Consider the following 21628-nt stretch of genomic DNA (forward strand, 5'->3'; position numbering starts at 1 on the left):
GGCTCAAACAGCGGACTACGCCGGCCGGAGGTGCTCGCAGTCGCCAGCGGCCACTGACACCCGCTCGCCGTCGACGTCGACCACGAGCGTCCCGGGGAAGGTGACGTCGACGGCAGCCCCCTCCACGACGCCGTCGGCGGTCTCGACGCGGACCCGCTTGCCCAGCGTCGACGCGTTCTCCCGCCAGGCGTCGACGACGCCGCGGAGGTCACCCCGTAGCGCGTCGAACTCCTCGAGGACGCGCTGTGCGAACGCCCGCCGGTCGACGTCGCCGACCTCGGCCCGGACGCTGGTCGCCGGCGCGTCGCCCGGGAGGTCGCCGGGGTCGACGTTGACGTTGATCCCGACGCCGACGATCACCCAGGAGACGCGGTCGGCCTCGCCCTCCATCTCCGTGAGGATCCCCGCCAGCTTGCGCTCCGTGCCGTCCTCGCCGGTCACCATCACGTCGTTGGGCCACTTGATGCGGGCGTCGACGCCAGCCTCGCGGGCGGCCCGGGTGACCGCCACCGCCGCGGCGAGCGTGAACGCGGGCGCGTGGGCGGGCGGGACGTCGGGTCGCAGGACGAGGCTCAGCCAGATCCCCCCGCTGGGCGAGGCCCAGGCACGGTCCAGCCGGCCGCGTCCGCCGGTCTGTTCGTCGGCCAGCACCACCACGTCCTCTGCGCCGTCGTTCGCCAGCTCCCGTGCGCGCCGGTTCGTGCTGTCGATCGAGTCGTGGTGCTCCACGTCGAAGGGGGCGTCCAGCCCGTACTCGACGGCCTCGCCGCCGAACTCCGGGACCGATTCGAGGACGTAGCCGTCGCCGTCGCTCCCGATCTCGAAGCCCGCCTCCCGCAGCGCCTCGACGTGCTTCCAGACGGCCGCCCGCGAGACGTCCAGTTCCTCGGCAAGCGCCGGTCCCGTCGCCGGCCCGTCGGCGACCGCGTCCAGCACCCGTCGGCGCGTCTCTTGCATACCTCCCGGTACTCGGTCGCGGCCCTAAAGCAGTTCCCGACCGCGGAGCCGGCGGTCCGAGTCGGCGTCACGTTTCAAGGTTGAGTATCGTGTCGATCACGATGCCGAGGGTGACGAGTATCAGGAGGATCAACAGTCCGTCCGAGGCCCACGCGGGTACCGTCGACACGGGCCAGATATATAGAACATCCAACAATATGAGTGTACAGAGTATGAGTAGTGGCGTCCGGTACCGACCGTCACGTGCGAAAGCCACGCCTACGAGCGCCGCCAGTCCCATTGAGAGATAGGACGCCAGTTCGATGGGGACCATACCGTCTGTGGCGACCGGGACGTGTAAATGGTCTCTGAATGTCACATAGGCAGTCTGAAACGTCCTGGGGAGTCCGCGCTCCCAGACTCCGGGAATTCAACCCCCGGTTTAGGGGGCAGGAGGCCACACGTCCACGTGAGGGACATACCAATGCCAGTCACCGACCCCGTCGACGCGCCCGAGGGCTCGCTCGCCGACTTCCCCGAGTTCGACCTCGTCTGTACCGTCGACGAGGCGTCGGACCCGGAACTCGTCACGATCCACTCGGCGGACGAGGAGGAGATGATCACCCACTGGATCACCGTCGACGAACCCCACGCGATGGATCTAGCGGAGATGCGCTGAACGGGGTGGTCGAACGCGCCCGTCCGTATAAAGGGAAGTAATGCTGCGGTAGCGGTCCAGCATCCGCGAGCGCGCAGCGCTCGCGGTTCGCCGTCAGAGCGAAGCTCTGACGAGCCCTTCGTCGTTTCCTCCGAAGGACACCGGTCGCGCGCAGAGCGCGCGACCGGGAGTTTTTGTACTAAATTTTTGCGAGTGGAGGTGCCGCAGGGCGGCGAAGCCGCCCGAGGACACCCTCCGCAGTAAAAATTCAGTTGGTGAAAATTTAGTCGATCACGAAGAGGGTGTCGCCCATATCCACGGAGTCGCCCTCGTCGACGGCGACGTCGGTGACGGTGCCACCGCGCTCGGCGACGACGTCGTTCTCCATCTTCATGGCCTCGAGGACGCAGAGGACGTCGCCGGCGGCGACGGACTCGCCTTCGTCGACCTCGACGTCGAGGATGGTGCCCTGCATCTCGGCGGTGACCTCGTCGCCCTCGGCGGCCGTCGCCGACCCGTCGGCGGAGCCGCCGCCTCCGCCGCTACCGCCGGCGCCGGGGCGCTCGGGGCGGGTACCGCCGCCTGCCTCGGCGTCGGCGACCTGGATCGGCGGGGCGCCGCGCTCCTCGAGTTCCACGTCGAAGCGCTTGCCGTTGACCTCGACGGTGAACTCCCGCTCCGTGACCTCCTCGTCGTCGCCCTCACCGGAGTCGGTCTCCGTCCCCCACCGCTCCTGGGCCTCGTCGATGCGCTCGGGGTCCATCTGCTCGTCGAGGTACTTCGTGGTGTGGGTGCCGCCCACGAAGGCGTCGTCGTCGAGCATCATGCGATGGAACGGGATGATCGTCGGGAAGCCCTCGATGTCGTAGTCGGCGAGGGCGCGCTTCCCGCGGGCGATGCACTCCTCGCGGTCGCCGCCGTAGGTGATGAGCTTCGCGACCATCGAGTCGTAGTCGGTCACGAGGTCGTCGCCCTGTCGGGGCGCGTCGTCGACGCGGACGCCGATACCGCCCGGCGGGTCGTACACCTCGAACTCGCCGCCGGTCGCGGGCGCGAAGTCGTCGGCGGCGTTCTCGGCGTTGATCCGGAACTCCATGGCGTGGCCCTCGAGTTCGACGTCGTCCTGCTCGAAGGCGACCTCTTCGTCGGCGGCGACCCGGATCTGCCACTTGACGATGTCGATGTCGGTCAGTTCCTCGGTGACGGTGTGCTCGACCTGGATACGGGTGTTGACCTCGAGGAAGTAGAAGTTCGTGTCCGGTCCCAGTACCTCGCCCGGTTCGCGGTCGGTGTCCTCCTCGACGAGGAACTCGAAGGTGCCGGCGTTGTAGTAGTCCGCGGCGTCGGCGCCCCGGCGGGCGGCCTCGCCGATCTGCTCGCGCAGTTCGTCGGAGAGCGCGGGGCTGGGCCCCTCCTCGATGACCTTCTGGTGGCGGCGCTGGAGCGAGCAGTCCCGCTCGCCGAGGTGGCGGACGTTCCCGTGGTGGTCGGCGAGGATCTGGACCTCGATGTGGCGGGGGTTCTCGAGATAGCGCTCCAGGTAGACGGAGGGATTGGAGAAGTAGGCCTCGCCCTCGCGCTTGGCGCTCTCGAGTTGCTCCTCGGCGTCCTCGGGTTCGCGGACGATCTTCATGCCGCGGCCGCCGCCGCCGCCCTCGGCCTTGATGGCGATCGGATAGCCGTGCTCGTCGCCGAATTCGTGGACCTCCGCGACGTCCTCGACGGGGTCGGTCGTCCCGGGGACGATAGGGACGTCGGCCTCCTGCATCACTTTCCGGGCCTGGGTCTTCTCGCCCAGCCGCTCCATGGCCGTGCTGGCCGGGCCGATCCAGGTGACCCCATCGGTCTCTTCGACGCGCTCTGCGAAGTCGGCGTTCTCGGCGAGGAAGCCGTAGCCGGGGTGGATCGCGTCGGCGTCGGCCTGCAGGGCGGCGTCGACGACGGCCTCCTGATCGAGGTAGGAGTCCGCAGCCCGCGCCGGCCCGACGTTGTACGCCTCGTCGGCGTAGCGGACGTGGCCGGAGTGCTTGTCGGCCTCGGAGTAGACGGCGACCGTGTCGACGCCGAGCTCCTCGCAGGCCCGCATCACGCGCACCGCGATCTCCCCGCGGTTGGCGACGAGAACCTTGTCGAACATACCACCGTGTACCGAGGATCCACCCATAAAACTATGCGGAGCATCTGGTGACGGACGCCCCCGCAGTGTGCCGATCCGCGCCGCTCGAGCGGACGTTCCCACGAGGGTCAGAGCGACGCCGCTGACGACCGGGGCGCGTCGCCACGGGCGCGCTCACATCCGGTCGATCCGACCCGCCGCGCTCCAGGAGTCGTCCGGCGCACCGGAGCGCACCCTGACCGACCGGTGTTCGGTGCGCTCGACGCGGCCGGCGAAGGTCCACTCCCGCCCGCGCCAGTCCGGCCGCTGGTCGCCGGCGCCCGCGGCGGCCGCCGCCGCGGCGGCGCGCTCCCTGTCCCGGAGGTGCGCGCCGATGGCGGCGGCGATCGCCGCCGCCTCCTCGTCCGTGGCCGACGGCAACTGCTCGGCCACGGCCGCCGCGAGTGGGTTCGTCATACGAACGCCGGACCGTGTGGTCCGTCAACTATAGTCACCCATAGCGCCACGTCGGTCAAAAAACCACACCCCGCCTTCGACGCGCCACCAACGTTTTTCCGGACGGGCGGAGGAGTCGGGCCTATGACTCGGGAGTGGGGTACTCGAGACGGGCCGACGTGGAGACAGAGATGGGTAGCGTCCTGCAGCCCGGAGGTGACCGGATGACGGGCGTCTACGAGCGCGTCCTCGGGGACGCGGCCGACGACCTCCACCCGGAGGTGTGCGACCGCTACGCCCTGGAACCGGACGACGACGTCGCCACGGTCGGCCGCGGGCGGATGGACATCGAGCGGGGGACGCTGGCGCTGCCGGCGCTGTACCCGATGCCCGTCAGGAACCTGCTGTTCCCGGAGTCCGGGAGAGACGTCCCCTTCTCCGTGACGACGGCGGCCTGGCGCGACGAGGCCGGTCACGAGGCGCTGAGCACGCGTCGCGAGTTCGAGTTCCCCGAACAGACCCGCCGCTTCGACTCGGTGACCGTCTGGGACGCCGCAGCCGAGCGGCTGCTGGACTTCCTCGGGACGGGCGGGCACGTCGTCGCGGAGATGCACCCGCGCGTCGACGACGGCGCCCTCGTCGTCGAGAGCGGTCGGCAGTGGCTGCGCGTCGGCGACCGGTACGTCCGGACGCCCGGACCGATGGGGGTCGACGTGGAAGTCCGCGACCGCTACGTCGAGCGCGAGGATCACTTCCGCGTCGACGCGACGGTCGACAGCGCGCTGGTCGGTCGCGTCCTCTCCTACCGCGGGACGTTCACGCAGGAGCAGCGACCGATGGAGACGGTACCGCCGGACTTGCGGCCGACGAGCGAGATACGGCCCCTGCCGCCCCGATGACGGGCTCGACGCCGGGGCGAACGTCGGCCGCCGACGCTGCCCGGCCGGCCGGCCGTCGGCGGCCTCGCGCTGACCGACCTGAGCGCGGTCGGCGGCGCTGCGCTGTGGGCACTCGCCGCACTCGCTGGCGTGCTCACGCAGGTGGAGCGCGCGCTCGCGCTCGCGCCGCTAGTCGTCGTCCCGCTGGGAATCGGGCTCGTCGCGGACGGCGAGTTCGACGGGCGTTCCGGCCGACTGCTCGCGCTCGCCACGGTCCTCCAGCCGGTCGGGGCAGTGCTCCTCCTGGCGTCGCTCGTCCTGCCGTCCGGTCGGCCGACGGCACTCGCAGCAGCGGCCTGGATTCCCGTCACGGGCGCGCTGGCGCTCGCCGGGTTGTCGCGGACCATGACCGCGGGCTCTCCCCCCTCTCGGAGACGCTCGTCGACGCGGGGCTTGCGTACGTCCCCGTCGCCGCCGTCGCGCTCGCGGTCTTCCACCTCGGGATCACGTTCTGGTTCGACCCCGTCGTTGTCCTCCTCACCGCCGTCCACTTCCACTACGCCGGGTTCGCGCTGCCGGTCATCGCGGGCGTCGCCGGCCGACGGCTCGGTGATTCCAGCGGGCTCTTCCGGCTGATCGCCGGCGTGATCGCCGTCGGCCCGGCGATCATCACGGTCGGCATCTCGTTCTCGCCGCTTGTGGAGGTCGTCGCCGTCGCCGCGTCTACGGCAGCGGTCGCGGCCGCTACAGGGGAATGTTCCCGTGCTTCCGCTCGGGGTTCTCCTTGCGCTTGCCGCGGAGCGTCTCCAGGTCGTCGATTAGGCGCGGCCGGGTCTCCTGTGGTTCGAGGACGTCGTCGACGAAGCCCCGCTTGGCGGCGATGTAGGGGTTGGCGAAGGCGTCGCGGTACTCCTCGACCAGTTGCTCCCGGCGGGCCTCGACGTCGTCGGCGTCCTCCAGTTCGTCGTCGTAGAGGACGTTCACGGCCCCCTCCGGGCCCATCACGGCGATCTCCGCGGTCGGCCAGGCGTAGTTGACGTCGGCGCCGACGTGCTTGGAGGCCATCACGTCGTAGGCGCCGCCGTAGGCCTTGCGCGTGATGACCGTCAAAAGCGGCACGGTCGCCTCGGAGTAGGCGTACAGGAGCTTCGCGCCGTGGTTGATGATCGCGCCCCGCTCCTGGTCCTTCCCCGGCATGAACCCGGGGACGTCGACGAAGGTGAGGACGGGGACGTTGAACGCGTCGCAGAAGCGGACGAACCGCGCGGCCTTCCGCGAGGCGTCGATGTCCAGCGTCCCGGCGTTGACGCGGGGCTGGTTGCCGACGACGCCGACGCTATGGCCGTCGAGGCGCGCGAAGCCCATGACGATGTTCCGTGCGAACCCCTCCGCCACCTCGTAGAAGGAGTCCTCGTCGACGACGCCACCGATCACTCGCTCCATGTCGTATGGCTTCCGGGGTACCTCCGGCACCACGTCGGCCAGGTCCTCGTCCCGGCGCTCGGGGTCGTCCCAGGGGTCGACCCGCGGCGGGTCCTCGACGTTGTTCGACGGGAGATACGAGAGGAGGTGGCTGATCTCGTCCATCGCGGCCTTCTCGTCGGCGGCGGTGAAGTGGGCGACGCCGGACTCCGTGGCGTGGGTCGTGGCCCCGCCGAGTTCGTCGAACCCCACCTCCTCGCCGGTGACCGTCTCGATGACGTCGGGGCCGGTGATGAACATGTGGCTGGTCTCCTCGACCATGTAGACGAAGTCGGTGATCGACGGCGAGTAGACCGCGCCGCCGGCGCAGGGGCCCATGATCGCGGAGATCTGCGGGACGACGCCGCTGGCCCGCTGATTGCGGTGGAAGATGTCGGCGTAGCCGGCCAGCGAGTCGATCCCCTCCTGGATGCGCGCCCCGGCGGAGTCGTTGAGCCCGACGATCGGCGCGCCCGTCTCGATGGCCTTGTCCATTACCTTGCAGACCTTCTGTGCGAAGGCCTCGCCGAGCGAACCGCCCAGCACCGTGAAGTCGTGGGCGAAGACGAACACCTTGCGCCCGCCGACCTCGCCGTAGCCGGTGACCACCCCGTCGCCCGGGAACGACTTCTCCTCCATGTCGAAGTTGGTCGAGCGGTGTTCGCGCAGCTGGTCGATCTCGACGAACGTGCCGTCGTCCAGGAAGTAGTCGATCCGCTCGCGCGCGGTCAGCTTGCCCTTCTCGTGCTGGGCCTCGATGCGCTCCTCGCCGCCGCCCTCCTCCGCCCGGCGCTTTCGCTCTCGCAGGTCCTCGACGTCGTCCTCGCGGCTCACGATCGCTCCCTCCGCTCGCTCCCGCTCGCTCGTTCCGAGGACTCGCTTCGCTCACCTGACATATCTTGGTGGAGACGTGGCCGAGAAAAAAGCGTTACCCGGAATCGGACCCCGGCGTCGCTGTTGTCCCGACTTGTGACGCCCCCGATCGCCAAGACCGCTGAACCCGTACGCCGAGACGTGACCCAGTACCTCCTCTACGGCGGCAAGGGCGGCGTCGGGAAGACCACTTGCGCGGCCGCAACGGGCATCAGACTCGCCGACCAGGGCGAACGAACTCTCGTGGTATCGACGGACCCGGCCCACTCCCTCGGCGAGGCGCTGGAGACCGACCTCTCCGGTGACCCAGCGGAGGTCGCCCCGGACTGCTACGCGGTCGAGGCCGACCCCGAGGACGGCCAGGAGACCTACCGGCGGATCGTCGAGTCGCTGGCGGCGACGTTCCGGGAGGCCGGCATCGGGATGGACGAAGACGACGTCGACCGCCTGTTCGCGGCCGGCCTCGTCCCCGGGAGCGACGAGGTGGCGGCCCTGAAGTACCTCGACGATCCTCACGGCGAGTGGGACCGCGTCGTCCTCGACACCGCACCGACGGGGCACACGCTCCGCCTGCTCACGCTGCCGGACGTGCTGGAGGAGTCGATGGCCACCGCCGAGAACCTGCAGGGCCAGGTCCGCAGCCTGATCACGTCGGCGCGGAGTATGGTGATGGGCCCGGCGGCGTTCCTCGGCGGAAACGACGACGAGGAGATCCACGCGTTCCGCGACCGGATGGACCGCGTCGCCGAGCGCCTGCGCGACCCGTCGGAGACGGGCTTCCGGGTCGTGCTCGTGCCGGAGACGCTGGCCGTCGCGGAGACCCGGCAACTCGTCGAGCGACTGCGGTCGTTCGACGTCCCCGTCGAGGAACTCGTCGTCAACCGGGCGCTCGACCCGGAGGCGGCGGGCGACTGCGACCGCTGCGCGGCGCGGGCCGAGAGCCACGAACGGGCGATCGACCGGATCCGATCGGAGTTCCCGGACCTGCCCGTCCGGGTGCTCCCAGACCTCGGCCCGGAGGCCTACGGGCGCGACGCGCTGGAGCGGCTGGGGTCCGAGCTGGTGCCCTGAAGCGGAAATCGGATTCCGCGGCAGTTTTGAGTCCCGACGTCTTTCGGCCGGCCGTGAAGAACATCGCAGCCAGCCAGTCGAACCCCTTCGGCTTCGATCCGGGCTGTGAGCAGTTTGTCCCCGGCTACGGCGACGCGAACGCCCACTTCCACGTCGTGGGGGACCACCCGGGCGTCCACGGCGGCGCCGAGTCGGGCGTCCCGTTCACCGGCTCCGAGGCGGGCGAGCGACTCCAGCGCGCGCTCGTCGAGGCCGGCCTCCTCGACGAGGCGGGGAGTCCGCCCGACGTGGACAAGACCTACCTCTCGTACCTCCACATGTGCGTCCCCGACGGAGACGGGGGGCCGACGGAGCGCGACTACGACGACCTCGAACCGCTGTTCGACGCCGAACTCCGGGCCATCACGGCCCACGTCCTCCTGCCCGTCGGCGAGCGGGCGACCCGTCACGTCTTCTCCATCGCGACCGTGGAGTCGCCCGACGACGTCGACATGGACGCCCGCCACGCCACGGAGATCACCGGCTCGGGCTGGCTCGTCGTCCCGATCAAGGAGCCGGCCGAGTGGACCGACGGCGACGAGGACGCCCTCGTCTCGACGCTCGAGGCCATGCTCGCGACCGACTACCGCCGCGAGGCCGACCTCGGACGCTTTCTCCCCCACGGCGAGTCCTACCGCGTGCGGTGAGGTGACGGTCCGGTGAGGAGAGCCGCCCTAGAAGGGCGCGAAGAAGATCGCCCCGTCGACGAGGAACAGCTCGTTGACGCCGAAGGCGAGCGTCACGAGGATGCCGACGAGCACGACGATCCGGGTGGTCCACAGCCAGACCGGCCCGAACCACTCCGTACCGGTCGCCCCCTGGCGGAGTTCGTCGACGGCCTCGCGACCGATGACCCAGCTGACGAAAATCACGACGAACAGGACCGACAGCGGCAGGAAGAGGTTGTAGGCGACCGCGTCGAACCAGCCGAACCAGATCGAGATCCCGCCCGGATCGCCGGTGTCCCACGCCGACGGGAGTCCCAGCAGGAACAGGAGGACGCCGGCCGCGACGGCCAGACGCGTCCGTGCTACGTCGTAGTTGTCGGCGGCGTAGGCGATGAGCACTTCAAGTAGACTGATCGCCGAGGACAGCGCCGCCATGAGGACGACGCCAAAGAAGACCACGCCGAGCAGGTTCCCGAGCGGGAGCTGCGCGAACGCCGAGGCGACGGCGACGAACAGCGCATCGGTCGTCGTCTGCGTCGGGTCGGCCCCGATCGCGAACATGATGGGGAAGACCACGAGGCCGGCGAGGACGCCGATCAGCGTGTTCGAGACGACGATCACTCCGCCATCGACCGCGAGGCTGTCGTCCTCGCCGACGTACGACGAGTAGGTGATCATGATCGCCATCCCCAGCGAGAGCGTGAAGAACGCCTGGCTGACCGCGTAGGGGATCACGCTCGGCGCGTTCGTCAGCAGGTCGCCGAAGTTCGGTGAGAGGAAGTACGCGTATCCGTCGGCCGCACCGCCCAGCGTGAACGCCCAGGCGGCGAGGCCGATCATCAGCACGACGATGGAGGGGACCATCACCTTCGTCGCCCGCTCGATGCCGTCAGCGACGCCCAGCGCGACGATGCCAACGACCAGTCCGATGAAGACGGCCTGTCCGATGACCGCTTCGGGCCCCGAGGCGATGGTCCCGAAGAACTCGCCGGGGGCATCGAAGTACGCACCCGTCGCGCTGCCGATCATGTACCTGAGGACCCAGCCGCCGACGACGTCGTAGTACGACAGGATCCAGAAGCCGGTAACGACGCTCAGCGCGCCGACGATCCGCCAGTTCCGGTGACCCAGTTCCTCGAACGCGTCGATCGCGTTGGACTTGGTCCGCCGGCCGATGGCGAACTCGGCCATCAGGGCCGGAAAGCCCAGCAGGAGAACCGAGAGCAGGTAGAACACGACGAACGCCGCCCCGCCGTTGGCCGCCGTCTTGAACGGGAACTGCCAGATGTTCCCCAGACCGACGGCGCTGCCGATGGCGGCGATGAGAAAGCCGACGCGCGAGGTCCACGTTGCACGATTGCTCATCCCTACCGTCGCTTCTCGTCGACGGGGAAAATCTCTGTGAAAGACCGGTGCGGCAGCGGCGCAATCGCCCGGGAGCCGACGCGACCACTCCGAAGGAGTCTATTCCTGCAGTCTGAATGGGAATTCAATGGCCAACGAGGAGAGCGATCTCAGGGCCGTGCTGTACGTCGACGACGAGCATCGCGACGCCGCGGTATCAGAGGGTACTGAACCGTTCACGCGCCTGGAAAAGGTGCCCGTGTTCGGTCCGCGGAACGGCGAGAGCGAGATTAGCGTCGACCTCGAACCGGGTCGACGGGTCTGGCAGAGAGTAAGGACGCGGTCGTCGCTATGATGCTCGCCGACCGGGGGCAAATTCTGCACAATCAGCGCTTCGGACCGTCGTCCTCACCGGTCGGATTACGCCTCTCTCGGCATGAACCGCGGTTCGCGCCGTCGCGCTCACTGGGCGTTTCATGCCTCACCGTACACCGGCACGGCGGCCCCGCTCGTCACGGAGGTAGCGTCGGAACACAGCGCCAGGACGGTGTCGGCGATTTCGGCCGGGTCCACCCACTCGTCGTGGTCGGCGTCGGGCATCATCTCGCGGTTCATCGGCGTGTCGATGACGCTGGGCATGATCGCGTTGGCCCGCAACTCGCCCGTGTTCTCCTCGGCGATGGACTCGGTAAGCAGGCGCACGCCGGCCTTGGAGGCCCGGTAGATGCCGTCGCCCTCGCCGCCCGAAAGCGACGAGCGGGACGCGACCGAGACGATGGCGCCGTCGCCGTCGCGGACGTGCGGGACGGCGTGCTTCGAGGCGAGGAACATGGTCTTCAGATTCACGTCCATCAGGAAGTCGAACGTGTCGACGTCGGTCTCCTCGATCGGGTCGCCGCCGCGCCACGTACCGGCGACGTTGCAGAGGTAGTCGAGGTCCCCGTGCTCGTCGACCACCTCGCCGACCACGCGCTCGACGTCGTCCTCGTCTGTGAAGTCGCCCTGGTGGAAGTCGATCCGGTCTGGGTTCTCGAACTGGCAGTCCTCGCTCTCGGGCTCGACCACGTCGGCGCCGCAGACGGTCGCGCCGGCGTCGTCGAAGGCCGTCGCGACGGCGCTACCGAGGGCCCCGCCGACCCCGGTGATCAGCGCCACCTCGCCGTCGAAGTCGAATTCGGCTGACATGCGTGAGCGGTCGGCGGCGAGGGGGATAAAGCTACGGCGCGTGACCGGGGCGCGCACCCTCACCCCAGCAGCGCCCCGCGGGCGGTCTTCTCGACGAAGATCAGTACGGGCTGGCCCTTCGGCAGGGTGTAGAGGTCGCCCAGTTCCTCCTCGGCGAGGCTCTCGGGCTCGAAGTCGGGGTCCCGGAGGTTCCGCACCCCGTCGGCGAGCATCGGCTCGGAGGCGGCGAACAGGCGGCGGCGGACCGCCCGCCAGGTGGGTGCGTCGCCGATACGTATCCGGCGCTCGGCGACGATTTCGCCGCCGTCCAGCGTCTCGTTGAGCCGCTGGAGGGTCACCCCGGCCGTCTCGCGGCCGTGGACGTACTCCCAGAAGCCCATCGGCTGGCCGCGGTACTCGCGGAGGTTCCCGTGGTGGAAGCTCAGCACGCCACGCTCGGGCGCGGTCAGCGCGTCGCCGACCAGGAAGCCGAAGCCGAAGCGGACGGCCACGTCGGTCTCGGTCAGTCGCTCGACCGCCGGATCGGGGAGGGCGTTCTTCCAGCCGTCGACCGTCTCCGGTTCGCAGGCGATCCGCTCGGCGTCCTCGATCCCGGGGAGGTCGGCGACCCGGCGGCGCTCCAGCGGCTCGATCTCCCTGCTCAGGACCTCGGCGAGGCCGCCGACGACGGCCCACTCCCGGAGTTCGACGGCCCGGTGGAGGGTCTCGACGGGGGACCGCTCGCTGGTCGAGGCGTCCCTGACCTCCAGGGTGATCCGTGCCGGCGTCTCCGCGACCATCCGCTCGACGGCGTCGGCCGCCCACGCCGGGAGCGTCTCGCCCGAGGTGAGCAAGGCGACCCGCGTGACGTCGTCAGGCACGGCCAGTCACCTCCGCCGTCCGGCCGCGGACGCGATCGTTGAGCGCCGCCATGGTCAGGACCTCGACCTCGCCCGTGCTCCGCCGCGCGGCCAGTTCCGACAGGAAGCCCTCGATCACGGGCCACTGGTACTCGTTGGCGACGTCGTAGAGGTGTGACCAGAGGTGGCAGTGCCCGTCCGACTCCACGGCGGCGTCGACGGCCCGGCGGAGGTAGGTCCGCTGGAGGCGCTGGCGGAGGGCGACGGGCACCGCCGAGAAGGGGGCCGGCGGATCCCGCTGGCCCAGCGGCAGCGTCGACGCCGTCAGCGAGGGGTAGGTCGTGCAGTACGTCTCGACGACGCCGTCGACCAGCCGCGGCTCGAAGGTCGGGTGCGGACCGATCACGAGCTCCTTCAGCCGGGCCAGCCGACCGCGGTCGCTGGTGTCCCGGGACAGGCGGACGACCTCGAGGCCCGCGTCTCGCAGCGCCGCCCGCGGCGGCGGGTAGTGCCGGGGCGGCACGATAGAGACGGTCTCGTTTCCCACGTTCCGTCGGTGGAGACGCTGGCACCGGGACAGCTCCCAGTCCAGGGTCGCCGCGCTCACGTCGTCGCAGGGGACGTGCGAGTAGGTGTGCGTACAGATCTCGTGGTTCGTCGGCCGGTCCCGGATCGCGGCGACCGCGTCGGGCGCGTAGAACAGCGGGTCCGACACCGCGTCGGTCCCCGGGTCCGCGTCGAACCAGCCGCTCTCGTGGGGACCGTCGTGGTCGCCGTCGCAGGCCGATTCGAGCAGGTGTCCCACGACGTCGAAGCTGATCGGTACGTTCAGGGCGTCACAGCGGTCGAGGAGCCGTCGGAGATACGCTCGCTCCGGGACACCGTCGTCGCTGAGGTGAGCGTCGTCCGCGAGATCGTGGACTCCCCACCCGAGTTCCACCTCCATGCTGATCGTCACCGTTCCGGGCATGGGACGGCAGAGAACGCGCCCCCTCTTTGGAAGCAGGCGGTTTTCCGCCGTGAACGCGCCGTTACCGAGCGCTAAGGTGACGTTACCGGGCGCACGCAGGCGCGCCGGACCGGCAGAGCGCGGTCCAGTGCCCGCACTGGACGCCGAAAGGCTCGCTTCGCTCGCCTTTCGAGCCCAGCCTCACGCAGTTCGGCTGGACGCCGCTGGAGCACCACTCCAGCGAGCCCGCGATCACTCCGTTCGCGCGGACGCCGGAGGACGAGCGGAGTGAGTCCTCCGAGCTCAGTCTCGCTCCGCTCGACTGGACGGCAAAGCCCTTGCCAGGCCGGACCCAGGCGCTGCCATGGAGTGCATCGCGCATCGCGGCTTCGCCGACCGGTACCCGGAGAACACGCTGGGCGCCGTGCGCGCGGCGGAACGCGCAGACCTCGTCGAGGTCGACGCTCGCCGCAGCGCCGACGGCGAGGTGGTGGTCGTCCACGACGAGACGGTCGACCGGGTGACTGGAACGACGGGAGCGGTACGGGACTTCACCGCGGAGGAACTCGCCGCACTGGACGTGCTCGGCTCCGGGGAGGGAGTCCCCATGCTCGCGTCGGTCTGCGAGGCCCTTCCGGCCGACGTCGGGATCAACGTGGAACTGAAAGAGCGCGGCCTCGCCGCCGACGTCGCAGCGGTGCTGGACGGCGCCGGCCCGGACCGCGTCCTGGTGTCCTCCTTCGACGCCGGCGCGCTGCGGGAGATGCGCGAGGCCGGCGACTGGCCGCTCGCCTACGTCTTCGAGGAGGCCCCCGAGGCGGGCCTCGACCGCGCCCGCGACCTCGGCTGCGCTGCCGTCCACCCGGAGTGGCGGCTCCTCGACGAGGGGTTCGTCGCGGCCGCCCGCGAGGGCGACCTCGCGGTCAACGCCTGGACGGTCGACGACGCCGAGTCGGCCCGCCGCGCCCGCCGGGCCGGCGTCGACGGCCTGATCGCCGACAGCCCGGAGTTCTGCTGATCGCGGTCGAGGGCGACAGTCGCGGGTCAGAGCCCGGCGAGGTTCTGCCGGAGCCTGATGGTCGCGGTCATCAGCGCCGTCGCGGTCATGATGACGAAGACGACCTGGACGTGGCGGACGATGGCCCGGTCCAGCGACGCCAGCACGGCCAGGTCGGCGACGAGCACTAGCGACGCGAACAGGAGGACCGGCAGGAGGTGACGCAGGAGCGTGTCGACGACCGTCCCCTGGACGCGCGAGGCCGAGATGCCCCGCCGGGCAGTCGCCAGCCCGAGGCCGGCGAGCACGAGCGCGCTCAGGCCGCCGAGCGCGGTGACGGCGTCGCTACCGGCGGCGGCGATCCGGCCGACGAACACGGCGAGCACTGCCGCCGCGCCCAGCGGCCAGACCCAGTCCGGGACGGCGACCCCGGCGTCCCCGGGCAGCGCGTGGTGACACAGCGTCGTCGCGGCGAACGACAGCGCGAGGACGTGGGCCAGCAGGACCGCGCTCCGGTACGGCGTTCGCAGCGACGAGACGATCTCGAGGAGGCCCAGCAGCGCGAACACCGCGGCGGTCGCCCCGACGACCACCAGCGACGCCCACAGCCCGTCCCGGCCGAGGTCCGTCGCCCGGTCGTTGCGGTGCGCGTAGAAGGCGAAGCGCAGCCCCAGCACCGCCAGCAGCGTCAGGGCGATGAAGAAGATGAACGTGAGGTTCGCGTTGCCCTCGATCAGGTGGAGCCCGACCTCGACGTCGCCAACCACCTGCGCCGCTCCGCTCTCGGACGCCGGTCCGTCACCGACCATCCGCGTCACCGACGGCCCGTCACCGACCATCCGCGTCCCCCCCTGCGTCCACGGCGCGAAGGTCGGCGGCCAGGTGTTCGACGCTCTCGTAGCGGCGGAGCTTGCGCCGGGCCATCGCCTTGCTGACGACGTCGTCGATCCGGTCGGGGACGTCGGCGACGGCGCCGGGCAGCGGCGGCTCCGATTCGAGGACGCGCCGCCGGACGGTTCCGTAGTCGCCGTCGTAGGGCGATTCGCCCGTGAACAGCCGGTAGATCACCGATCCGAGACCGTAGATGTCGGTCGCGTGGTCGACCCGGCCGAAGTCTCGGTCGAAGTACTCCGGCGCGGCGTAGCGCGGATCCAGCCGCCCGGTCGGGTCGAAGTGGCGCCTGACCGCGCCCATCAGTGCGACGTTGGTCAGGAGCGGGGGCTGGCGCTCGTCCTCGTCGATGACGTTCCCGTAGTAGGCGACGTTCCCCGCGTCGACGCCGCCGTGGACGACGCCGCCCGCGTGGGCCTCGACCAGGGCGTTCGCGATCCGCTCGGCGTTCCACCGGGCCGTGGCCGGCGGGAGGCGGCCCCGGTCGGACAGCGTCACGCCCGCGTACTCGACGACCGCCCACGGCCGCGGCTCGGTCCCCCAGTCGTACAGCGTCGCGACGTCCTCGTGGTCGTCCGCGGACGCCCACCGTGTCAGCGCCGCCGCGAGGTCCTCGGCGAAGGCTTCCTGGCCCTCGTCGGGCCGGTGGAACAGCGCCAGACCGACCGGGAGCTCCTCGCCGTCCCGCACCCCCAGCGCGCGGTAGACGTCCGCGTACCGGCGCCGGCGCCGCCCGGCGAGGACGGTCAGCCGGTCGAACTCGGAGGCGTACTTGATCGCCGAGAGCTCGCTCGAGGCTGTCCAGCCGTCGCGGGCCGGCGGTCCGGCCACGGCCTCGTCCGCAGGGGTCCCGTCGCTCTCCCTGTCGTCCCCGCCATCGTCGAACGTGGCGGGGTCGGACGGCGTCCTCATCGCGCCGTCCGCTTCCGGCATCACAGCGTCGAGGTCGCCGCCTGCCCCGGGCTCCGCCCCCGGTCGGCCGTCGCGTACGGGGATCGCTGCGTCGTCGTTACCGCCTGCGAGCGCGTCCGCGACGCGCTCGTGCTGCGTCCGCGCGAGGTAGTCGGCGAGCAGTCGCAACTCGGCCGGCGCGTCCCCGTCGATGCGTCCGGCGAGCCGCCGGGTCACGTAGCGGACGGCGTCTGGGTCCGCGCGAACGACCCGACAGAGGGCCCACGCCGCGCCGATCCGGACTGCGGGATCGGGTTCTGTCAGCCGGTCCACGAGCCGCGGGAGGCTGCGCCGACCCCGGTCCGGCGACTCGACGACGGCCAGCAGGTCCGCCAGCGGATCCTCGGGCCCCGCTCGGTCCCGGTCCATTCGCTGATATGCCTAGCTGCCGTGATATTCATCCTTGCGGTGTCCGGGGTCGTATCGACCCCACCGGCCGTGCGGGACACCGGCACGCCGACTGCGAGGGCGTCAGAGCCGGTCGAGTACCGGGTCGGGGTCGGCGATTCCGACCACCGTCGTTGCCTCGCCGGCGGCCCAGTCTGGCGCCGTCAGTTCCACGGTCGCGGCGTCGACTACCCGTCCAGCGACGGCGGGCGACGCGGCGGCCTCGCGCACCGCGTCGTAGCGGACCGCGGCCTGCGGCGCGTCGAGCCAGCGGTCGTACGCGACGACCGCGTCAGGGTAGAGCCGGTACTCCAGGGGCCCGAAGCGGAGGGCGTAGACGGACGCCCGCACGACCGCGAAGGCGGCGACGACGAGGACGGCTCCGATGCCGACTGCCCCGCCGACGACGGCACCGAGGGCGACCAGCGGCGTGAGGAAGAACGGGAGCCGCCCGCCGCCGCCCGTGGCGAGGTAGCGGACGCCGGTGGCGAGCCCCTCGATGGCGATGGCGCGCCGGCGGGGCCGCAGCCGCTCTTCGGGGTCCCCGTCGGGGACGGGCACCGGCTCGGGTTCGACCGCCGTCTCGCTCGCGGCGACGTGGCCCGCCAGCAGCGGCTCCCCGTCGTGGGCGTGGTCGCGCCAGAAGCCGTAGAGGTCGTAGGCGATCTTGCCGATGACGATCAGGGCGAGGGCGGCGGCTGTCGAGACGCCCGCCCCGTCGGTCGCGAGCGACAGGAGTTGGACGGCGGCGATGAGCGCCGCGAACCCGACGAGGTGACTGAACGGCCCCGCTGCGAGTTCGCCCGGCGAACCCTCGCGGTAGCGGCCGCCGCGCACGTAGTCCCACCAGAACTCCCCGCCGCGCGCGAGGAACACGCCCAGCGCTCCAGCGAGGAGCACCTCGGCGACGGCCGGCGTGACCGTCGGATCCGTGAGTGCAAAGGCAACGAGGGAGACCCCGGCTTCGAGCGCGCCCAGGAAGAACAGCCCGGGCACCGTCGGCAGGTTGCGGACGTACAGCGGCGGCAGTCCGGGGAGGTCGACGGCGCCGCGCTTGGCCCGGAGCGGTTCGAACAGCCCAGTGTACTCGCTCTCCTCGACGACGTGCGACTGCCGCTTCCGGGCGAAGGGGACCTTCGCGCCGGTCCAGAACAGGACCGCCCACGCCTCGACGACGGACAGTCCGACCAGGGCGGCGGGCGACCAGTCGAGCGCGGCGGCGCCGACCAGCGGGACGGCGTTGGAGGCGATCAGGGCGGCCCGCGGAAGCGGGCGCTGGCGGAGGGCGTCGGCGTTCACGGCTCGACGTGTAGAAACGACCGGGAAGTCGGTTTCGGCTCGCGCTGTTCAGCGCGTGCGGGCCCAGAGCGTGAAGAGCAGGAGGAACCGGGCGCTAGTGGATGCCCATGGCTTCGATCTGCTCTTGATACCGGTTCCGGATGGTGACTTCGGTCACCTGGGCGACGTCGGCGACCTCGCGTTGGGTCTTCTTCTCGTTGCACAGCAGCGAGGCGGCGTAGATGGCGGCGGCGGCGTAGCCCGTCGGCGACTTCCCGGAGAGCAGGCCCTGCTCCGCCGTCACGTCGATGATCTCGTTGGCCTTGGACTGAACCTCCTCGGAGAGCTCCAGTTCCGAGGCGAACCGGGGGACGTACTGCTTGGGGTCGACCGGCTCCATCTTGAGCTTCAGTTCCTGGGCGACGTAGCGATAGGTGCGGCCGATCTCCTTCTGCTCGACCCGGGAGACGTCCGAGACCTCTTCGAGGCTGCGCGGGATGCCCTCCTGGCGGCAGGCGGCGTAGAGGCAGGAGGTCGCGACGCCCTCGATGGAGCGGCCGCGGATGAGGTCCTCGTCGAGCGCGCGGCGGTAGATGACCGAGGCGACCTCGCGTACCGACCGCGGAACCCCGAGCGCGGAGGCCATGCGGTCGATCTCGGAGAGGGCGAACTGGAGGTTGCGCTCGCCGGCGTCCTTGGTGCGGATGCGCTCCTGCCACTTGCGCAGGCGGTGCATCTGGGAGCGCTTCTTCGAGGAGATCGAACGACCGTACGCGTCCTTGTCCTTCCAGTCGATCGTCGTCGTCAGCCCCTTGTCGTGCATCGTCTGCGTCGTCGGCGCGCCGACGCGGGACTTGTTCTGCCGCTCGGAGTGGTTGAACGCGCGCCACTCGGGGCCGCGATCGATGTTCTCCTCCTCGATGACCAGGCCGCAGTCCTCGCAGACCAGTTCGCCGCTCCCGTCGGCTGTGATCTCGGCCGAGTCGCACTCCGGACAGGTGCGCTCGCCCTCGACCTCGGTCTCCTCGTCCTGCTCCCCGTCGTGCTCGCGCTGGCGCGTGGGGCGCTCCATGTGTTCTTTTATGGAGAACCGATTGAGTTTTATAAAACTTTGGTTGCCAGTCGCTAACGTGGTGCTTCCTGATACGGAATCGGTGCCTTCTGGTAACTTATATCTTCGTTACAACAGTTCAACACGTCGAACGCGGGGGCTGTCAGCGATCGGAATCGGTGGAGCGGTGCCCGCGCGACGGTAAAGGCTTTCACAGGCGAACCCGGGGTAGGTCCCATGGACGTCGCCGTACTCGGCGCGACTGGGACGGGGCAGGCGATCGTCGGCTACTGCGCCGACGCGGGCCACGCGGTGCGACTGTACGACGACGATGCGAGCGCCGTCATGGACGCGATCGACGACGTCGAGCGTGAGTACGGGATCGACGCGACGGAGAGCGTCGACGGGACGACGGGGCTCGGAGGCGCGGTCGGCGACGCGGACCTCGTCGTCGACGCCGGCGACGACGCCGAGCGCGACCGGCGCGAGCGCCTGGCTGCAGCGGAGGAGCTGATCGATCCGGAGACGCTCGTCGCCGTAGGCGACCCGCGGACGTCGGTTACCGGCGTCGCCGCGGGGCTGCGGCAGCCTGGCCGCGCCGTCGGCCTCCACCCCGTCGACGACGACGCGAGCGTGGTCGAGGTGGTCGTCGCCGAGGCGACGACGGCCGACGCTCGCGACCGCGCGACCGAGGTCGTCGAGGATCTGGGCGCGACGCCGGTCGTCGTCGGCGACGCGCCGGGGCTGGCCAGCGCGCGGCTGGAACTGGCCGCCATCGTCGAGGCAGTTCGGCTCGTCGAGGAGGGTGTCGCCACCGTCGAGGGCGTCGACGCGGCGATGGAGCGCGGGCGCGGGCGCGAGCGTGGCCCGCTGGCGCGCGCCGACAAGATGGGACTGGACCGCGTCCTCGAGGGCCTGGAGGACCTCACCAACCGACTCGACGGCCGGTTCGAGCCGCCGGGACTGCTCCGCGAGAAGGTCGCCGACGGGGATCTGGGCGTCCGGACCGGCACCGGCTTCTACGAGTGGGAGGACGGGGAGCGCGCGCGGCCGGCAGGACCCAGCCCCGGCGTCGAGGTGCGCTCGGCCGCGCCCGAGGACCCCCGCGAGCTATGAGCCGGAAGCAGCGCGCACCGGACGACGACGATGACCCCGACATGGGCGACCTCTTCGACGACCTCCAGCACCTGGAGTCGCTGGTCGACTCCGATCACGAGCGCGAACGCGTCCGCGAGGCGATGCAGACCGCCACCAAGGTCCAGGATCAGGACGCCGTCTTCGGCCGCGTGGTCTGGGGCTTCGGCGCGGCGGACCTGGCCGAGGCCGCGCTCGGAGCCCTGCTGTTCGGCGTTCCGATGGCCGTCGAGGGCGGCACCAACGAGGCCGGCGCGTTCGTCGCGGCCAATCCGTCCTTCTTCGCCGTAACCGTCCTCGCCACCGTCGGGACCGTCCTCGGCATCCTCTACGTCGCCGAGTTTCAGGACGTCCGGGTCGCGAACCCCATCCTCGGTTTCGTCCCCCGTCGGCCCGTCGGCGTCCTCAGCGCGTCGTTCGTGACTGCCGTCGCCCTCCTCACCGTCTGGGGCCGGGTCGTCTGGACGCCCGGCGACCTCGCCGCCAACTGGGAGCCACTGTGCATCTGCGTCGTCGCTACCTTCCCGATGGCCATCGGCGCCGCGCTCGGCGACATCCTCCCCGGGAGCTGACCGTCACCGTTCGATCGGCCGTCAGGATGCCGACGCTCGCGTCTCGGCGCGAGCGTCCGGGGAGGCACGGGGCGCGGTAGCGGAGGCGGTGCGGCAGCGGAGGCGGTGCGGCGGTCTAGCAGCAGGGTCCCGCGGCACCCTGGCGCGCCGCGAGGACGGAGGGAACGGACGCGTTCACTCGAAAGCGCCGCCGAGCGACCGCGAGGCGTGCGCAAGGCGGGCCTGGCGTCCTGTCGAGCGTAGCGAGACAGGGCTCGAAAGACGAGCGAAGCGAGTCTTTCGGTTGATAACTAAGGGCGAGCGCGAGCGCCAGCGACGCGCGAGGGCTTAGTTGGCAAGGGTTAAAAGCCGCGGTCGGATACGGGGAGGTATGAGCGAGAGCCAACAGAAGCGCACCCAGAAGTGCGTCTCCTGCGGCATCAACATCGCAGGGACGAACGCGGCCGCGTTCAAGTGCCCCGAGTGCGGCCAGCAGATCTACCGCTGCGCCAAGTGCCGCAAGCAGAGCAACCTCTACGAGTGCCCGGACTGCGGGTTCAGGGGGCCGTAACGATGGGGAAGGTCGCCGCGCGCATCAAGGTCATGCCGCAGAGCCCCGAAGTCGACCTGGACGCGCTCCAGGAGCGCCTGGAGGGTGCCCTGCCCGAGGGGACGAAGATCAACGGGTTCGAGCGCGACGACGTGGCCTTCGGCCTCGTGGCGCTGTTCCCGACCGTCATCGTGCCCGACGACACCGGCGGCACCGAGGCCGTCGAGGAGGCCTTCGCCGACGTCGAGGGCGTCGAGAGCGTCGAAGTCGACGAAGTCGGCCGTATCTAACGCCGGCACCACTTCTCGCGGACGCGGATCCGGAGCGGCTGCTACGCCGTCGTCGGAGCCTGGCGACCGGCTCGACGACTCCCCGGACCTCTCGGC

Annotated in this window: 23 protein-coding genes and 1 pseudogene; 11 read left to right on the top strand and 13 right to left on the bottom strand. The window is 70.6% G+C overall.

All coding sequences use genetic code 11. The features are described 5' to 3' along the window. Window positions 1–15: 15 nt before the first annotated feature. Together LCY71_RS14630 and LCY71_RS14635 are read right to left on the bottom strand one after the other, a co-directional pair. Window positions 16–957, bottom strand: coding sequence for a biotin--[acetyl-CoA-carboxylase] ligase (locus LCY71_RS14630; RefSeq protein WP_225333881.1), 942 nt, complete (start codon window positions 955–957; stop codon window positions 16–18). Between the two features lie 67 nt (window positions 958–1024). Continuing rightward, on the bottom strand, window positions 1025–1270 hold the full coding sequence (locus tag LCY71_RS14635) for a hypothetical protein (RefSeq protein ID WP_225333882.1): 246 nt from the start codon (window positions 1268–1270) through the stop codon (window positions 1025–1027). A 150-nt stretch (window positions 1271–1420) separates the two neighbouring features. On the opposite strand from LCY71_RS14635, the gene LCY71_RS14640 reads away from it, so the two are divergent. Continuing rightward, window positions 1421–1615, top strand: a complete 195-nt coding sequence (locus tag LCY71_RS14640; RefSeq protein ID WP_225333883.1) for a DUF7511 domain-containing protein — start codon at window positions 1421–1423, stop codon at window positions 1613–1615. A gap of 262 nt (window positions 1616–1877) precedes the next feature. Here the strand turns inward: LCY71_RS14640 and LCY71_RS14645 are convergent, their stop codons facing one another. Together LCY71_RS14645 and LCY71_RS14650 are read right to left on the bottom strand one after the other, a co-directional pair. Continuing rightward, window positions 1878–3731 (bottom strand): acetyl-CoA carboxylase biotin carboxylase subunit, encoded by a 1854-nt coding sequence (locus LCY71_RS14645; protein ID WP_225333884.1) that lies wholly within the window; start codon window positions 3729–3731, stop codon window positions 1878–1880. Between the two features lie 153 nt (window positions 3732–3884). Then, complete coding sequence (locus LCY71_RS14650; RefSeq protein WP_225333885.1) at window positions 3885–4166, bottom strand: DUF8022 family protein; 282 nt, start codon at window positions 4164–4166, stop codon at window positions 3885–3887. Window positions 4167–4369: 203 nt separating this feature from the next. Between LCY71_RS14650 and LCY71_RS14655 the strand changes: the two genes are divergently transcribed. Both LCY71_RS14655 and LCY71_RS14660 read left to right on the top strand, forming a co-directional pair. Continuing rightward, window positions 4370–5044: a DUF4166 domain-containing protein gene (locus LCY71_RS14655; RefSeq protein ID WP_225335925.1), complete on the top strand. Its 675-nt coding sequence runs from the start codon at window positions 4370–4372 to the stop codon at window positions 5042–5044. A 141-nt stretch (window positions 5045–5185) separates the two neighbouring features. Beyond that, window positions 5186–5733: pseudogene (locus LCY71_RS14660) on the top strand (YndJ family transporter); the annotation flags it as partial. A gap of 34 nt (window positions 5734–5767) precedes the next feature. On the opposite strand, the gene LCY71_RS14665 reads toward LCY71_RS14660, so the two are convergent. Beyond that, entirely contained in the window at window positions 5768–7318 is a 1551-nt protein-coding gene (locus tag LCY71_RS14665) for an acyl-CoA carboxylase subunit beta (RefSeq protein WP_225333886.1), read from the bottom strand. Between the two features lie 123 nt (window positions 7319–7441). Between LCY71_RS14665 and LCY71_RS14670 the strand changes: the two genes are divergently transcribed. Together LCY71_RS14670 and LCY71_RS14675 are read left to right on the top strand one after the other, a co-directional pair. After that, window positions 7442–8428: an ArsA family ATPase gene (locus LCY71_RS14670; RefSeq protein WP_225333887.1), complete on the top strand. Its 987-nt coding sequence runs from the start codon at window positions 7442–7444 to the stop codon at window positions 8426–8428. 53 nt (window positions 8429–8481) lie between these two features. Further along, a complete protein-coding gene (locus tag LCY71_RS14675) occupies window positions 8482–9114 on the top strand; it encodes a uracil-DNA glycosylase family protein (protein WP_225333888.1) in 633 nt (210 codons plus the stop codon). Between the two features lie 27 nt (window positions 9115–9141). Here LCY71_RS14675 and LCY71_RS14680 read toward each other — a convergent pair whose 3' ends face one another. Beyond that, the gene (locus LCY71_RS14680) at window positions 9142–10500 is read right to left on the bottom strand and encodes a sodium-dependent transporter (RefSeq protein ID WP_225333889.1); all 1359 of its coding nucleotides are present in this window, start codon (window positions 10498–10500) and stop codon (window positions 9142–9144) included. Between the two features lie 127 nt (window positions 10501–10627). Here LCY71_RS14680 and LCY71_RS14685 point away from each other — a divergent pair, with 127 nt between their 5' ends. Beyond that, a complete protein-coding gene (locus LCY71_RS14685) occupies window positions 10628–10834 on the top strand; it encodes a hypothetical protein (protein WP_225333890.1) in 207 nt (68 codons plus the stop codon). Window positions 10835–10953: 119 nt separating this feature from the next. Here the strand turns inward: LCY71_RS14685 and LCY71_RS14690 are convergent, their stop codons facing one another. Genes LCY71_RS14690 through LCY71_RS14700 form a run of 3 tightly spaced genes read right to left on the bottom strand, consistent with a single transcriptional unit; the run spans window position 10954 to window position 13473 of the window. Beyond that, entirely contained in the window at window positions 10954–11664 is a 711-nt protein-coding gene (locus LCY71_RS14690) for an SDR family oxidoreductase (RefSeq protein WP_225333891.1), read from the bottom strand. 59 nt (window positions 11665–11723) lie between these two features. Then, window positions 11724–12524: a formyltransferase family protein gene (locus LCY71_RS14695; RefSeq protein ID WP_225333892.1), complete on the bottom strand. Its 801-nt coding sequence runs from the start codon at window positions 12522–12524 to the stop codon at window positions 11724–11726. Next, window positions 12517–13473: a polysaccharide deacetylase family protein gene (locus LCY71_RS14700; RefSeq protein ID WP_225333893.1), complete on the bottom strand. Its 957-nt coding sequence runs from the start codon at window positions 13471–13473 to the stop codon at window positions 12517–12519. The genes LCY71_RS14695 and LCY71_RS14700 overlap by 8 nt, the downstream gene beginning before the upstream one ends. A 343-nt stretch (window positions 13474–13816) precedes the next feature. On the opposite strand from LCY71_RS14700, the gene LCY71_RS14705 reads away from it, so the two are divergent. After that, window positions 13817–14470 (top strand): glycerophosphodiester phosphodiesterase, encoded by a 654-nt coding sequence (locus LCY71_RS14705; RefSeq protein WP_225333894.1) that lies wholly within the window; start codon window positions 13817–13819, stop codon window positions 14468–14470. A 26-nt stretch (window positions 14471–14496) separates the two neighbouring features. On the opposite strand, the gene LCY71_RS14710 is transcribed toward LCY71_RS14705, so the two are convergent. From LCY71_RS14710 to LCY71_RS14725, 4 genes are all read right to left on the bottom strand, one after another. Beyond that, window positions 14497–15288: a hypothetical protein gene (locus tag LCY71_RS14710; protein ID WP_225333895.1), complete on the bottom strand. Its 792-nt coding sequence runs from the start codon at window positions 15286–15288 to the stop codon at window positions 14497–14499. Further along, window positions 15278–16660 carry a hypothetical protein gene (locus tag LCY71_RS14715; RefSeq protein ID WP_225333896.1) on the bottom strand — a complete coding sequence of 461 codons (1383 nt, stop codon included), beginning with the start codon at window positions 16658–16660 and terminating at the stop codon, window positions 15278–15280. Before LCY71_RS14715 ends, LCY71_RS14710 begins: the two co-directional genes overlap by 11 nt. Before the next feature lie 102 nt (window positions 16661–16762). Further along, entirely contained in the window at window positions 16763–17977 is a 1215-nt protein-coding gene (locus LCY71_RS14720) for a DUF6498-containing protein (RefSeq protein WP_225333897.1), read from the bottom strand. 94 nt (window positions 17978–18071) lie between these two features. Then, window positions 18072–19028: a transcription initiation factor IIB gene (locus LCY71_RS14725; protein WP_225333898.1), complete on the bottom strand. Its 957-nt coding sequence runs from the start codon at window positions 19026–19028 to the stop codon at window positions 18072–18074. Between the two features lie 216 nt (window positions 19029–19244). On the opposite strand from LCY71_RS14725, the gene LCY71_RS14730 reads away from it, so the two are divergent. From LCY71_RS14730 to LCY71_RS14745, 4 genes are all read left to right on the top strand, one after another. After that, window positions 19245–20123 carry a 3-hydroxyacyl-CoA dehydrogenase family protein gene (locus LCY71_RS14730; RefSeq protein ID WP_225333899.1) on the top strand — a complete coding sequence of 293 codons (879 nt, stop codon included), beginning with the start codon at window positions 19245–19247 and terminating at the stop codon, window positions 20121–20123. After that, the gene (locus LCY71_RS14735) at window positions 20120–20713 is read left to right on the top strand and encodes a DUF2391 domain-containing protein (protein WP_225333900.1); all 594 of its coding nucleotides are present in this window, start codon (window positions 20120–20122) and stop codon (window positions 20711–20713) included. The genes LCY71_RS14730 and LCY71_RS14735 overlap by 4 nt, the downstream gene beginning before the upstream one ends. Window positions 20714–21083: 370 nt before the next feature. Next, window positions 21084–21263, top strand: a complete 180-nt coding sequence (locus LCY71_RS14740; RefSeq protein WP_225333901.1) for an HVO_2753 family zinc finger protein — start codon at window positions 21084–21086, stop codon at window positions 21261–21263. Between the two features lie 2 nt (window positions 21264–21265). Further along, entirely contained in the window at window positions 21266–21532 is a 267-nt protein-coding gene (locus LCY71_RS14745; RefSeq protein WP_225333902.1) for an elongation factor 1-beta, read from the top strand. Window positions 21533–21628: the final 96 nt, after the last annotated feature.

Source organism: Halomicrobium urmianum, assembly GCF_020217425.1.
Taxonomy (GTDB): domain Archaea; phylum Halobacteriota; class Halobacteria; order Halobacteriales; family Haloarculaceae; genus Halomicrobium; species Halomicrobium urmianum.